The organism is Bacteroidota bacterium, assembly GCA_013360915.1.
Lineage (GTDB): Bacteria > Bacteroidota > JABWAT01 > JABWAT01 > JABWAT01 > JABWAT01.
On the sequence record JABWAT010000017.1, the window covers coordinates 19,166 to 31,878 of the forward strand.

Sequence of the window (12,713 nt, forward strand, 5' to 3'; positions counted from 1 at the left end):
TGTTCTTGCAACATTCAGATAGAACAGGTACTTTATAAGCGGGCAGCGAGATATCAACTGCACCGTTCGGCCATCGTTGGTTGAAGACGCTATGAAGGGAACGGCCTTCACAAGCGGTTCCTGCATAAAAAAGGTGGTTCAGCCACCTTTTTTATTTTCCAGCCGGGTGGTTTTGCGGAAAGTTGCTGTTCAATATAAATGAACAGGGATGTTTTTTGAACGGGAAGAGAGAGTTGTCTCGTTTCGTGGGAGAACGATTTTCCGACCGAGGACACAAAGGGAAGAGTTCATTGAGGCCAAGCCCTCGTTGTGATACCACAACCGCTTTGCCGGATCATGGGAAAAACCAACATATATCCGGTTGAAGGATTCGGAATATAAAACGTAGGTGAAGTACATCGGGATAAAACAAAAAAGTCCGGTTTTACCGGACTTTCTTTGCTCCGCGAGTCCGTCTGAAGCCGGACAACCCCATGATTAATCCGGCCTCTGCCGGACTCCACCATTGAGCTATCGCGGAATGTTTTCTTATCAGCTACAACCCCATGATTAATCCGGCCTTTGCCGGACTCCATCTTTGAGCAGGTGATCCCGTATCCAGGTCCTGCCAGAATGGGTTTTGAGTTCCTTTTCATGTCGCATGGCCTGAGATCTTTCTGCGAATGGCTTCGAATAGATCAAAATCCAGGGTCGGTAGGGTTTGGTAGCAAACGCCAACCCTTCGTTGTGATACCACAACCGCTTTTCCGGATCGTGGGAATAACCAACATAGATCCGGTCAGCGGATTCAGAATATAAAACATAGGTGAAGTACATCGGGATAAAACAAAAAAGTCCGGTTTTACCGGACTTTCTTTGCTCCGCGAGTAGGACTCGAACCTACAACCCCATGATTAACAGTCATGTGCTCCACCATTGAGCTATCGCGGAATGTTTTCTTATCAGCTACAACCCCATGATTAATCCGGCCTTTGCCGGACTCCACCATTGAGCTATCGCGGAATGGAATGCAAAGGTACGCCAAATCAACTCATTTTGTCAATACCTGCTTATCATCATAGAAGCGTTTTTATTTCATTTAACCAGAAGAGGAGGAGTTGTTAAGACTTACCATTGAAGCCAGCTTTTATCCGTCGTCATGGTTTCCCACCAAAATTCCTCCTGAAGAAAAAAGGGGCTCTTCCACACGGAAAAGCCCCTTTGAACTTATTGCAAAACCAGAACTGATGACTATTTCATCAGCACCATTGATCCACCCGACTGGTGAGTGGTTCCTGCCTGACTCCGGAAGTGAATCCGGTAGAAATACAACCCAGAAGCCACCGACCCGTTTTGCCCCGATGAGGCATTCCAGACCAGCTTGGTAAATCCACCGGAAGGAAGGTCCTGCGATTCAGCAAACACCTGCTGGCCCAGCAGATTAAACACCTGGAGGGTTAATTTGCCGGCTGTCGGCACATCCACAGGAATCGTGGTGCTGGGATTAAACGGATTCGGGTAATTCTGGTGCACCATAAACCGGTCGGGCATCGGCGCTTCCAATTCCAGAATCCCGCTGTAAGAAACAGATCCATCCAGATCGAGTTGTTTCAGACGGAAAAGTGATTTGTGAGTGGCGATTAGTGATTGGAAAGAATACGACTTCGGAGAATTCGTCGTCCCGCTGCCAGCCACAAATCCAATTGTCTTCCATTCAGAAACGGACCCTGAGGTTCTCGAAGGGTCTGTTTCTGAGAGGTTTCTTCCTGTCCCTTCGAGACCCTCAGGGTCCGGAAGAAACCTCTGAACTTCCCACCCATAATTATTCACCTCGCTGGCGGTGGTCCAGTTCAACGTCACGCCGTTCCGGTCCATGGATCCGGTAAAGGAGGTGAGTTCAACGGGAAGCGATCCGCCTGAGCCAGTCACCCAGGAAAGAATCCGGTCGAGGTGACCGGTCAGTCCGGTCCGGAATCCGCTCCAGGAAAAAGTGGAAAATGACACGTTGTATGCCCCGTCATAGGCGATGGCGTAAGCCGAATCGGGTTTGGTGAGGGTTTGCCAGGCAATGGTGGTCTGGCTTCCGTACACCGGCCGGATGACATCGGGGGTATTGACCTCCACCGAATCCACATACCCATCATGAATCAACCGGCCCGGCAGGGCTGCTTTTCCGGTTCCGCCATCCTCAAACCGCAGCCGGGCTTTCAGAGTCTGCCGTAAAAACGTGGAATCAGAAAAAGCGCGTCCATGATCATGATAACTTGCCACATCCTCTCCCGACAGAATCAGTGTGGATTCGGTATTGTTCAGCAGGAACGATTCCAGGGAATCGCGTTGGGTGGCCGTCAGAAAATCCCGTTCATCCCAGATGATTGTTTTCCATCCGGAAAGAGACAAGGTTGGCTGGCCCGTCCGGTCAAATTCATCCCAATGATGGCCGAGGTAGTTAAGCGCATGAGCCAGGGAATCGCGGCTTACAGGATCTTCCCACGTCACCAGAATATCGCCGGTGGGTTTATAGGCAGCCATACCCACCGTGACCGGCGTTCCCCAATCGGTTTCACCGGTCTTAAATCGCACGGATACCGGAATCAGACCGGTCGGTGCATCGGGAACCACCAGCGAACCGGAAAAGGAAGCGAATACACCGGTCGGAATGGTGATAGTTTCCGTCAGAGACATTCCGCTTCCTTCACCAGGATCGGTCCCGGAAAACACCTCCGCCCCCGTCACCGGTGTTAACCGGTTGGCCATCGGAATCACGGTAGAATCGGATACAGACATCACCTGATACAGCGGTTCTGACCAGTCATTGAGATCATTCTTCACGCGGAGCCCCAACCGGTAAGATCCGGCAGACAGAACCGTGGTGCTCAGGTTGGCGGTAACGGCTTCGGCCGGGTGTGAAAACGCTTCATCTTTTGCAGACAATGCCTGCCCCGATCCTTCGCCGGGATCGGTTCCGATGAAATATTCCGCCTGAGTAATGGCAGAATAATTGGCCGATGCCCCCTTTAACGCCTCAGACACCAGAATCACCTGCCGGACCGGATCGGACCAATCCCCGCCAGCCTTCTGAAACCGCACCGACAGAACCGAAGGTCCCGTTGGAAGACCATCTGCTTCCAATGAGGTTGTTGCCATTGAATAGGAAGACGAGGCAACTGACAGGGCCGTTCCGTTTCCTTCACCGGGATCGGATCCGGAAAAGATTTCAGCCGACGCCAGGACCGGATACGCCGATGGGTCCACATCCGGAGCAGAATTAATCATGATCACCTGGCCAACCGGCGCAGACCAGGATCCATCCGACTTTTTCACACGGATGTACAGAACGGCAGGACCGGTTGACAAAGCACCGGTTTCCACCGTGGCAGAAAGGCTTTCCAGACTTCCATCAGCCAATCCATCCTTCAGCAGAAGAGAAATACCATTCCCCTCGCCCGGATCGGAACCGATGAAGTATTCGGCCTCTTCAATCACCTGTCCGCCCGCCGAGGAAACCACCCCGGCAAGCAGGAAAAACAGTAAGAAATTTTTCATTTCAGCCTCCCCTTACCGGGCCAGACCTTCCGCATCGATGGTGATGGTTTCTCCCTGCCGGACAAACCGATTGCTGAGCTTCAGACGAAGAACGCGGGCACCATCGGGATTGTTGAAATACTGCGCAAAACTCCAGGAACCGCCATAAAGTCCCAGATCATTTCGTGTCAGATCGAGATCGAGAAACGAGGTGGAAGGCTGACCGGCATTGATACAGGGCGATCCGGAGTTCAGCGAAAAATCACCACCGGCTGCATTGGTAAACTGCGGATCGGCGGCCAGACTGCCGTAACCGGCCGAAAAACCGTTCAGATAATTTCCGCCGGCATTGTTATAAACATTGTTATATAACAGGTTCACATCGTTGACCGCCCAGACGTCACTGTTTACCACCCGGTCGATTCCGCCGGCCGTGTTATTGGCAATGATGTTGTTATTCACCAGAATGTCACCGGAATGACCAACCGTCCCGCCGCCAAAATATACTTCATCGAACAACAGGCCGGCACCGGTATTTCCATAAAAAACATTGTTTGATATTTCTGTGAGACAGATCCGGTTAAAATCCTGATCATACGTCAGAAAAAGGCCATTTCCACCATTATTGGTTATGAGGTTATTGGATATTTTCCAGGCATAATCTCCACCACCATTCGTAAAAATGCCATGACCCGAATTACCCGATATCTGGTTAGCACGGATAGTCGCCACGTTCGGATCGTTGATGTAAACGCCGTTACCCTGATTTCCCGAAATCACGGCACCTATGACAGTTCCGCCTTCCAGAATTCTGATACCGAACCCATCTCCGTTTCCATTGTTCAGGATAGAATCTGCAGAGGACAGTCCTTTAAACCGATCCACACCAATAGAATCGTTTCCTACAAAAACATTCTGGGCCGATGTGAGTCCCGGATTTCCATTGGCATCGAGTCCGACCCGGTTGCCGGTAAAGACATTGTTAATCAGGACCACTGTCGGAAACAGGGAAACATTGTCGAAATAGTTTCCCGACAGGAATCCATCTTCCTTGCAATCTTTTATCACGTTATTCATGATCAGGTAGGGATTGGCCGATCCGTTGTGATGGATATAAACACCCTGATCACCCGATGACGTAATGGTAAAGCCGCGCAGACTGCTTCCGTTGCTTCCCGACGAAAAGTACACGCCGGTTCCTGAGGCCATGATCCGGATGCTGTCGCGGTCACCTGCCCCAACCAGGTGAAGTTTTTTCGTCAGGGTGAGGGTCCCGGTATAAACCCCTTCCCCGACCCTGATCGTATCGCCGGCTGCAGCGGCATTGATGGATTCCTGAATGCTTTCCCCATCGAAGACTTCATGGACGGTCTGGGCCGACAGCGGCATCACAAGTGAGATAAGGAAAAAGATGGTAACCATTGATTTCATGATGATTCCTCCGGGTTGTTAATCGTTTTCTAATGAAAAGGTAAAAAATTGTCACCGAAGGGCAAACCGGAATGACTGCCTGATGTAGTCATGTGTGGAATGGGTCACAGGTGCGACAAACGCAGCTGTTTTAATATGGACGAAAAGGCGCTAAGGCGCTATGTTCAATTCATTTTAACGCAGAGACCGCAAAGAATCCATACAGGAGAACGCAAAGTTATTTTGGTTTTCAATACAAGAACCTCAGCGCCCTTTGCGAATCCTTTGCTGTCTTTGCGTTTTAATACGTTTAACGCAGAGGCGCCAAGGTTAAATACAAGAGAACGCAAAGGTTTTCTTGTTTTTAATACAGAAAACTCAGCGGTCTTTGCTCCTTTCTGCTACCTCTGCGGTAAAAGTCCTTCACCGCGGTGAGCGCCAAGGGTAATAACAGGAGAACGTAAAGGTTTTTTGGTTTTCAATACAGAAAACTCATCGGTCTTTGCTCCTTTCTGCTCCCTCTGCGGTAAAATTCCTTCACCGCAGAGAGCGTCAAGGGTTCATCCCAAAGAACGCAAAGGTTTTCTTGTTTTTAATACAAGAATCTCTGCGGTCTTTGCTCCTTTCTGCTCCCTCTGCGGTAAAAGTCCCTTTCACTGCAGATAACGCCCTGGTTTGATAATCCTGCGAAACTTATCTACTTTTCCCCCTGTTATAAAAGAAAAAATGGAACACTATGGAAGGTAACTTTTCAAACCGGGTTCAGGATGTCATCCGGTATTCACGGGAAGAGGCGCTGCGGTTGGGTCATGATTACATCGGAACCGAGCACCTGCTCCTGGGAATCATCCGGGAAGGTGAAGGAATCGCGGTTAAGATCATCCGGAATCTCGGTGTCGATCTGTACAAACTGAAGAAGTCCATCGAGGACACAGTCAAGCCCTCGGCCGGGACCCTCACCATCGGCAACATCCCCTTAACCAAACAAGCCGAAAAAGTCCTGAAAATCACCTATCTGGAAGCCAAATTGTATAAGTCGGATGTCATTGGCACCGAGCATCTGCTTCTCTCTCTGATGCGGGATGATGAAAACGTGGCCGCCCAGATTCTGAGTCAGTATAACATGTCATATGATGCGGTCCGTGGCGAACTGGACAACATCATCAGCGGAAAGAGCAGTTCCTCCGCATCGGCACCGGCTGCTACGGCGCAGTCCGGAACACCCCCAGAAAAAGGATCACCCTCTGGTTCATCAGGTTCCGAGAAAAAAATGGATAAAAGCAAAACCCCGGTACTCGACAGTTTCGGCCGCGATCTGACCAAACTGGCCAAGGAAGATAAACTGGATCCGATCATCGGACGTGAAAAGGAAATTGAACGGGTAGCCCAGGTGCTTTCCCGGCGGAAGAAAAACAATCCGGTTCTGATCGGTGAACCCGGGGTGGGAAAAACCGCCGTGGCCGAAGGACTGGCTCTGCGCATTGTTCAGAAAAAAGTCAGCCGGGTGCTTTTCGACAAGCGCGTGGTCACACTCGATCTGGCTGCACTGGTTGCCGGAACGAAATACCGCGGCCAGTTTGAAGAGCGCATGAAGGCGGTCATGAACGAGCTGGAAAAAGCCCGCGAAGTCATCCTGTTCATTGATGAGCTGCATACGATCGTGGGTGCCGGCGGTGCCTCTGGATCGCTCGATGCCTCGAACATTTTTAAACCAGCCCTGGCCCGCGGCGAACTGCATTGCATCGGAGCCACCACGCTGGATGAATACCGTCAGTTTATTGAAAAAGATGGCGCTCTTGACCGCCGGTTCCAGAAGATCATGATTGATCCGACCACACCGGAGGAAACCGAACAGATCCTTAACAACATCAAGCATAAATACGAAGAGCATCACAACGTCCGGTACACGCCGGAAGCCATCAGACAGGCCGTTAAACTGAGTGACCGGTACATCACCGACCGGTTCCTGCCAGATAAGGCCATCGATGTGATGGATGAAGCCGGCAGCCGGGTGCATCTGGCCAACATTTCCGTCCCGAAACACATTCTGGAACTCGAAACTAAAATCGAGGAAGTGAAACAGCAGAAGACACAGGTGGTCCGCAACCAGAATTTTGAAGAAGCCGCCCGACTTCGTGACCGTGAGAAAAAACTGACGGAAGAACTCGAAACAGAGAAGGCCAAATGGGAATCGGAACAGGCCGAGAAATTCTATACGGTATCTGAACAGAATGTGGCCGAAGTGGTCAGCATGATGACCAGTATTCCGGTACATAAAATCGCACAGGGCGAAACCGAGAAACTGATTAAAATGCAGGATCTCCTGAAAGCCGAAATCATTGGCCAGGATGAAGCCGTTGAAAAACTGACCCGCGCCATCCGACGTTCCCGTGCCGGACTGAAAGACCCGATGCGTCCCATCGGAAGTTTTATTTTCCTCGGTCCGACCGGTGTGGGTAAAACCGAAATGGCCAAGGCCCTTGCCCGGTTCCTTTTCGATTCTGAAGAAGCCCTCGTCCGGATTGACATGTCGGAATACATGGAAAAATTCTCGGTCAGCCGGCTGGTGGGTGCCCCTCCGGGCTATGTTGGTTACGAGGAAGGCGGACAGTTAACCGAGAAGGTTCGCCGCAAACCCTATTCAGTGATTCTGCTGGATGAAATTGAAAAAGCCCATCCGGATATTTTCAACATCCTGCTTCAGGTGCTTGATGACGGGATTCTGACCGATGGACTCGGCCGCCGGGTCGATTTCAGAAATACGATCATTATCATGACCTCGAACATCGGGGCCCGGGATATCAAGAACATGGGACTGGGAATCGGATTTGCTCCATCCAGCCGTGAAACAGCCATGTCCTATCAGAACATGAAATCGACCATTGAGGATGCGCTGAAAAAGGTGTTCAATCCCGAATTCCTGAACCGTCTGGATGATGTGATTGTCTTCCATCCGCTCGAGAAGGAACACATGATCAGAATCATCGATATTTCGGTCACCAAACTGCTGAAACGCATTCACGAGCTTGGCATTGAAGTGGAACTGGATAAAAAGGCCAAGGAGTTTCTGGCCGATAAGGGATTTGATCCGAAATTTGGTGCCCGTCCGCTTCGGCGTGCCCTTCAGAAGTATGTGGAAGATCCGCTCGCAGAAGAAATTCTGATGGGCAAATTCCCCGAGGGATCACGCGTGCTGGTAAAGGCCGATGGAAAGGATGGAAACCTCCTCTTCACCATGGCCAAACCAAAGAAGACAAAGGAAGCGGCTCCCGAAGGCGCCAAAGACTGATCCTTTTGATTTAATTGACAGTTAAACCTCCGGTGGAATTCTGCCGGAGGTTTTTTTATTCCACCAGATTCCTGAAACGTGGTTTTGCTTCGCCGATCAATCCGGCAATCACCCCCGCAATCCGTTCGGGTTCGGCCTCGGTCCGGTATTTCATCCTCAATTGACGTAGCATGCCGGTGGTCCGGTGATAATAAGGGGAATGTTCAGACACCGACTGAACCGACAATTCAATTTTTTTGGAAAGGGTGCTGGTTCCCATGGCCGGCTGAACCAGACAGACCCGGATGTTGTGGGGTTTCACTTCCTCCAGCAGCGCTTCCGAGTAGGCCTCGAGGGCAAATTTGGAAGCACAATAAAATCCAAGCATGGGAATACCCCGGTTTCCGAATTCGCTGGTCATGTTGATGATCAGTCCGTCATGATGCTGACGCATCACCGGCAGCACCGACCGGATTACCCGGTGAACTCCCATAAAATTCAGATCAAACAGGGTATGTGCTTCTTCAGGCGAAGTGTCTTCAATCGGTCCGGCCAGTCCGTATCCGATCTGATTGATCAGCACATCGATGCGGCCAAACTGACCCGTCACAATTCCGATCAGACCGGAAATGCTGGTGGGACTGGTCACATCAAGCACTTCCACCTGAAACCCGGTGCCCTTTGATTTCCTGTCTTCGATCAGACGATGCGTCTGGGCCTGTTCCCTGACCGTGATAATAACCTGATGTCCTTCCCCTGCCAGCCGGGTGGCCAGTACCTTGCCGGTATCGGAGGCACCCCCGGTAATCAGAACGACTTTTTTACCTTCCTGTTTCTCTTTTGACATACGATTTTTTCTATATTTGAAGTCCGTGAATTTACAGAAACCGACCGGAAGAAGTTACCATGACCACATTTATTGACCGTTTATTTGCTCATCTGGCCGATCCGGGTATGCAGGCAATGGATGCCCCGGCTATACAATCCTTTCTCGCCCCTTCAGCAAACCACTTCCCCGATGGAATCCGCTGGCTGACCGACGGAATATCGAAAGCCTCGAAATCGGGTGACCAGCTGGATCTGAAAATGAAAAAGGCGCTGAAAGTTCCCATCACCGTGGCCGGCATGGCACTTGAACTGGAAGCCGATGAGTCGGTGGTTGCACGGGTACACGGTGAAACCCTGGCGTTGTCCGGAATTAAAGGACTCAGGGCTGGCATGGGATTCATGAAAATGGATCTGACCGGGGTGCGGTTTCATCCCGATGGAAAAAGTTATCTGGTCGATCTTCAGACCCCGATGAAAACCTTCAACATCAAAATTCCTGCCTTCTGACCGGCATGATCAATAGCCTGAAGGAATTAAATCCCGAACAGCTGCTGAGTCTGCTCGAGTCGGCCTGCGACCAACTGAACCGGAACGAACAGTTAAAATCCCGGCTGAAACCCGGCGACCGGCTGTCTGTGCTGATCACCAATCCGACCGTCATTGGTTTCACTCTTTCGGTCGGATCGGGCGGGCTGAAATGGTCGATGAACATCCCCGAATCGGGACCACGGATTACCTGGAAGGAACAATCCCATTTTCTGGAGTGGCTGGAAGGGAAACGCGGACTGATGAAACTGCTGATGTTGCGCAGGGTACGGATGGATGGAAAAGTCCCCGGCTGGTTTTCGGTGATGATTGAACCCTTGCGGTCAGCCGTGGCCGCACTGGCCACTGAACGTTTTGATTACAGGAGAAGCTGATATGTCCTGGCTTGAATGGTACGGCTATGCCGGTTCGGTACTGGTGGCCGTTTCGCTGATGATGAAAAACATGTGGAAACTCCGCTGGATCAACCTGGCGGGAGCTGCCATTTTTTCCACTTATGGTCTCCTGATTGGTGCCTGGCCTGTTTTTGCACTGAATGCCTTTATTGTGCTTGTCGATGCCTATTATATCTGGCAGATGTGGAATACGTCCGACTTTTTCAGCATTGAACCACTCCCTCCCGGCGATCAGATTGTCGTCAGACGGCTGCTGGATTTTTATCAGAAAGACATCAAAACCTTTTTTCCCGATTTCAATGGAACCATACCAACCCAGGCCGATGTCCTGGTGATTTTCCGGAATCAGGTTCCGGTGGGACTGTTCATTTTCCGGCGTGAAAGCGGAGGGCTGGTGAGGATTCAGCTCGATTACGTGATTCCCGACTACCGCGATCTGAAAAATGCCCGGTTCCTGTATGATTCACAACGGGACCTGTTTAAAGGCCAGGGATTTCATTCGTACATGGCCGTCAGTCCGGTAAAAAGTCATCAGAGCTATCTCGAAAAAATCGGGTTTATCCGCGACACCGCCCATCCGGACCATTTTATTAAACCTATCTAGAGGAACGTATGAAAGCGCATGATATCGCCTACCGGATCATCGGTGACGACATACAGGTTATAGAAATTGAGCTCGATCCGCAGGAGGCCGTACGGGCCGAAGTGGGGGCCATGCTGTACATGGAAGCCGACATTCAGATGCAAACCTCGACCGGTGGCGGCATTTTTTCCGGTTTGAAACGACTGGTCAGCGGAGATTCCTTCTTTATCACTTCCTTTCTGAATCAGGGTTCGCAGAAACGGCATTTGACGTTTGCAGCACCCTACCCGGGAAAAATCATTCCCCTGAACCTGGCCGAACTCGGTGGTTCCTTTCTATGTCAGAAGGATGGCTTTCTCTGTGCCGCTCAGGGAATTGACATTGAAGTGGCCTTCACCCGCCGGTTTGGTGCCGGCTTGTTCGGGGGCGAAGGGTTCATTCTTCAGCGGTTGGTCGGCGATGGCTGGGCATTTGTTCATGCCGGGGGAACCATTATGAAGCGGATTCTTCAGCGGGGCGAAACCCTTCGTGTGGATACCGGCTGTCTGGTCGCTTTTTCAGAATCGGTGGCTTACGACATTCAATATGTGGGCGGATTTAAAAACGCCCTGTTCGGAGGCGAAGGGCTGTTCTTTGCCAACATCACCGGTCCCGGGACCGTGTACCTTCAAAGCCTTCCGCTTTCCCGCATGGCCGACCGAATCGTCAGCGCGGCAGCAGTGGGCGGCGGAAAGGAAGAAGGCGGTATTTTCGGAACTTTCCTCGGCGGCCGGTAAACGGACCGTTCAGGCTTCCGGTTGGCGGTGATGAAGGTGAACCGGCGGCTGATGAATGTCGGGTGTTCCCATGAAATCGGCCAGTGTGAGGTTTTTCGTCACCTGATCAACCGCATACTGGATTTTCTGCCACAGGGACCGTACCGAACAATCCACCGTGTGGGTGCATAATCCGGCGTCATCGCTGTACCGTTCGCAAAATCCCGACTCGTACAGCTTTCCGCCCAGCGTGGAAAGCACATCATCGATGATAATTTCACCGGCCGGTCGGGTGAGCAGATACCCGCCCACCTGACCTCGCGTGCTGTCAATAAAGCCCCCCATTCTGAGCAGACGAAGCAGTTTCGCCACGTTGTGAATGGTGATGCCTTCCTTATCGGCTATTTCCTGAATGGTGATTCCTCTGGTCTGATCCTGATGGCGAGCCACCTGGATCAGACAACGGAGTCCCAATTCTTCCTGTGCACTGAACTTCAAGGATGAACCTTTCTTTCTGCGCGATTAATCCTGCAGGGCCGGATTTTTCGGAATTTTAGAACCGCAGGATTTGAAATAAACCAGCTTTTCGAAATCGGCTTTCGAAATAGACGGGCCTGTTTTTGAACAATGCTGATTGAAAGCATTGGTCAGCATATCGGCAATCTGTTTCGGGTGACGGCCTTCAATCATCCAACGCTCCATCATGAACACCACTTTTCCATCTTTGAAAAGCGCTGCAGAGGGCGAGGATGGAGGGAATCCCACGATTTTCTCGCGCACACGGGCCGTGGCATCGCGATCCTGACCGGCAAAAACGGTTACCAGATGGTCGGGAATGACCGTATGCTGCAGGGCTTCTGCCACACCGGGCCGCGCTGAACCGGCGGCACATCCGCACACCGAGTTTATCATGACCAGCGTGGTACCAGTCGTGTTCACAGCAAAATGCTCATCTACTTCCTCCGGGGTCGTCAGTTCATTGAACCCGACATACGTCAGTTCATTCCGCATCGGTTGAACGGCTTTCGGATCATACATCGGGGCCATGGGAATATTACCAATCATCTCTTTTCTTCCTTTCTTACCACATGTTTAAAATCAAACGGGCTTCTTCACTCATCATCTCCCGGGTCCAGGCCGGTTCCCAGACCAGATCGACCTGTGCATCGGCCACTCCGTGTACCGACCTGATTTTTGCTTCAACTTCGCCGGGCAGCGAACCGGCAACCGGGCAACCCGGTGCCGTCAGCGTCATCCGCACACGGACAAACGACAGCGCTTCGACTGAAATCTCATAAATCAGGCCGAGATCGTAAATATTGACCGGAATTTCCGGGTCATAAATGGTTTTAAGAACGTCAATTACCTGACGCTCGATCAATTGCTCGCGGGTGAGACCGCCGGTTGCATCTTCCATACCGGTT

General features: G+C 51.3%; 13 protein-coding genes and 1 tRNA gene. 5 read left to right on the top strand and 9 right to left on the bottom strand.

All coding sequences use genetic code 11. From position 1 onward, the window contains the following. Positions 1 to 189: 189 nt before the first annotated feature. The 5 genes from HUU10_13350 to HUU10_13370 form a co-directional block, all read right to left on the bottom strand. On the bottom strand, positions 190 to 399 hold the full coding sequence (locus HUU10_13350) for a GIY-YIG nuclease family protein (GenBank protein ID NUQ82594.1): 210 nt from the start codon (positions 397 to 399) through the stop codon (positions 190 to 192). A 150-nt stretch (positions 400 to 549) separates the two neighbouring features. Next, complete coding sequence (locus tag HUU10_13355; GenBank protein NUQ82595.1) at positions 550 to 816, bottom strand: GIY-YIG nuclease family protein; 267 nt, start codon at positions 814 to 816, stop codon at positions 550 to 552. A 42-nt stretch (positions 817 to 858) separates the two neighbouring features. Continuing rightward, positions 859 to 930, bottom strand: a tRNA-Asn gene (locus HUU10_13360). 300 nt (positions 931 to 1,230) lie between these two features. Continuing rightward, positions 1,231 to 3,525 (bottom strand): T9SS type A sorting domain-containing protein, encoded by a 2,295-nt coding sequence (locus HUU10_13365; GenBank protein NUQ82596.1) that lies wholly within the window; start codon positions 3,523 to 3,525, stop codon positions 1,231 to 1,233. Positions 3,526 to 3,537: 12 nt separating this feature from the next. After that, entirely contained in the window at positions 3,538 to 4,935 is a 1,398-nt protein-coding gene (locus tag HUU10_13370) for a right-handed parallel beta-helix repeat-containing protein (protein NUQ82597.1), read from the bottom strand. Positions 4,936 to 5,650: 715 nt separating this feature from the next. Between HUU10_13370 and HUU10_13375 the strand changes: the two genes are divergently transcribed. Then, positions 5,651 to 8,203 (top strand): ATP-dependent Clp protease ATP-binding subunit, encoded by a 2,553-nt coding sequence (locus HUU10_13375; protein ID NUQ82598.1) that lies wholly within the window; start codon positions 5,651 to 5,653, stop codon positions 8,201 to 8,203. 55 nt (positions 8,204 to 8,258) lie between these two features. Here HUU10_13375 and HUU10_13380 read toward each other — a convergent pair whose 3' ends face one another. Continuing rightward, the gene (locus HUU10_13380; protein ID NUQ82599.1) at positions 8,259 to 9,029 is read right to left on the bottom strand and encodes an SDR family oxidoreductase; all 771 of its coding nucleotides are present in this window, start codon (positions 9,027 to 9,029) and stop codon (positions 8,259 to 8,261) included. A 59-nt stretch (positions 9,030 to 9,088) separates the two neighbouring features. Here HUU10_13380 and HUU10_13385 point away from each other — a divergent pair, with 59 nt between their 5' ends. Genes HUU10_13385 through HUU10_13400 form a run of 4 tightly spaced genes read left to right on the top strand, consistent with a single transcriptional unit; the run spans position 9,089 to position 11,310 of the window. Beyond that, positions 9,089 to 9,517: a hypothetical protein gene (locus HUU10_13385; protein NUQ82600.1), complete on the top strand. Its 429-nt coding sequence runs from the start codon at positions 9,089 to 9,091 to the stop codon at positions 9,515 to 9,517. A gap of 5 nt (positions 9,518 to 9,522) precedes the next feature. Then, entirely contained in the window at positions 9,523 to 9,930 is a 408-nt protein-coding gene (locus tag HUU10_13390; GenBank protein ID NUQ82601.1) for a hypothetical protein, read from the top strand. Between the two features lies 1 nt (position 9,931). Further along, entirely contained in the window at positions 9,932 to 10,555 is a 624-nt protein-coding gene (locus tag HUU10_13395; protein ID NUQ82602.1) for a hypothetical protein, read from the top strand. Between the two features lie 8 nt (positions 10,556 to 10,563). Then, complete coding sequence (locus HUU10_13400) at positions 10,564 to 11,310, top strand: TIGR00266 family protein (protein NUQ82603.1); 747 nt, start codon at positions 10,564 to 10,566, stop codon at positions 11,308 to 11,310. A 9-nt stretch (positions 11,311 to 11,319) separates the two neighbouring features. Here the strand turns inward: HUU10_13400 and HUU10_13405 are convergent, their stop codons facing one another. The 3 genes from HUU10_13405 to HUU10_13415 are packed head-to-tail and all read right to left on the bottom strand — an operon-like array spanning position 11,320 to position 12,706. Beyond that, positions 11,320 to 11,787 (bottom strand): Rrf2 family transcriptional regulator, encoded by a 468-nt coding sequence (locus HUU10_13405; protein ID NUQ82604.1) that lies wholly within the window; start codon positions 11,785 to 11,787, stop codon positions 11,320 to 11,322. Positions 11,788 to 11,811: 24 nt separating this feature from the next. Next, positions 11,812 to 12,336, bottom strand: coding sequence for a BrxA/BrxB family bacilliredoxin (locus HUU10_13410; GenBank protein NUQ82605.1), 525 nt, complete (start codon positions 12,334 to 12,336; stop codon positions 11,812 to 11,814). 34 nt (positions 12,337 to 12,370) lie between these two features. Then, positions 12,371 to 12,706: an SUF system Fe-S cluster assembly protein gene (locus HUU10_13415; GenBank protein ID NUQ82606.1), complete on the bottom strand. Its 336-nt coding sequence runs from the start codon at positions 12,704 to 12,706 to the stop codon at positions 12,371 to 12,373. Positions 12,707 to 12,713: the final 7 nt, after the last annotated feature.

What these genes read in the sequence shown, in the direction of transcription:
- HUU10_13350 (NUQ82594.1), bottom strand. Translation starts at nt 399, where the DNA reads ATGTACTTCACCTACGTTTTATATTCCGAATCCTTCAACCGGATATAT.
- HUU10_13355 (NUQ82595.1), bottom strand. Translation starts at nt 816, where the DNA reads ATGTACTTCACCTATGTTTTATATTCTGAATCCGCTGACCGGATCTAT.
- HUU10_13365 (NUQ82596.1), bottom strand. Translation starts at nt 3,525, where the DNA reads ATGAAAAATTTCTTACTGTTTTTCCTGCTTGCCGGGGTGGTTTCCTCG.
- HUU10_13370 (NUQ82597.1), bottom strand. Translation starts at nt 4,935, where the DNA reads ATGAAATCAATGGTTACCATCTTTTTCCTTATCTCACTTGTGATGCCG.
- HUU10_13375 (NUQ82598.1), top strand. Translation starts at nt 5,651, where the DNA reads ATGGAAGGTAACTTTTCAAACCGGGTTCAGGATGTCATCCGGTATTCA.
- HUU10_13380 (NUQ82599.1), bottom strand. Translation starts at nt 9,029, where the DNA reads ATGTCAAAAGAGAAACAGGAAGGTAAAAAAGTCGTTCTGATTACCGGG.
- HUU10_13385 (NUQ82600.1), top strand. Translation starts at nt 9,089, where the DNA reads ATGACCACATTTATTGACCGTTTATTTGCTCATCTGGCCGATCCGGGT.
- HUU10_13390 (NUQ82601.1), top strand. Translation starts at nt 9,523, where the DNA reads ATGATCAATAGCCTGAAGGAATTAAATCCCGAACAGCTGCTGAGTCTG.
- HUU10_13395 (NUQ82602.1), top strand. Translation starts at nt 9,932, where the DNA reads ATGTCCTGGCTTGAATGGTACGGCTATGCCGGTTCGGTACTGGTGGCC.
- HUU10_13400 (NUQ82603.1), top strand. Translation starts at nt 10,564, where the DNA reads ATGAAAGCGCATGATATCGCCTACCGGATCATCGGTGACGACATACAG.
- HUU10_13410 (NUQ82605.1), bottom strand. Translation starts at nt 12,336, where the DNA reads ATGGCCCCGATGTATGATCCGAAAGCCGTTCAACCGATGCGGAATGAA.
- HUU10_13415 (NUQ82606.1), bottom strand. Translation starts at nt 12,706, where the DNA reads ATGGAAGATGCAACCGGCGGTCTCACCCGCGAGCAATTGATCGAGCGT.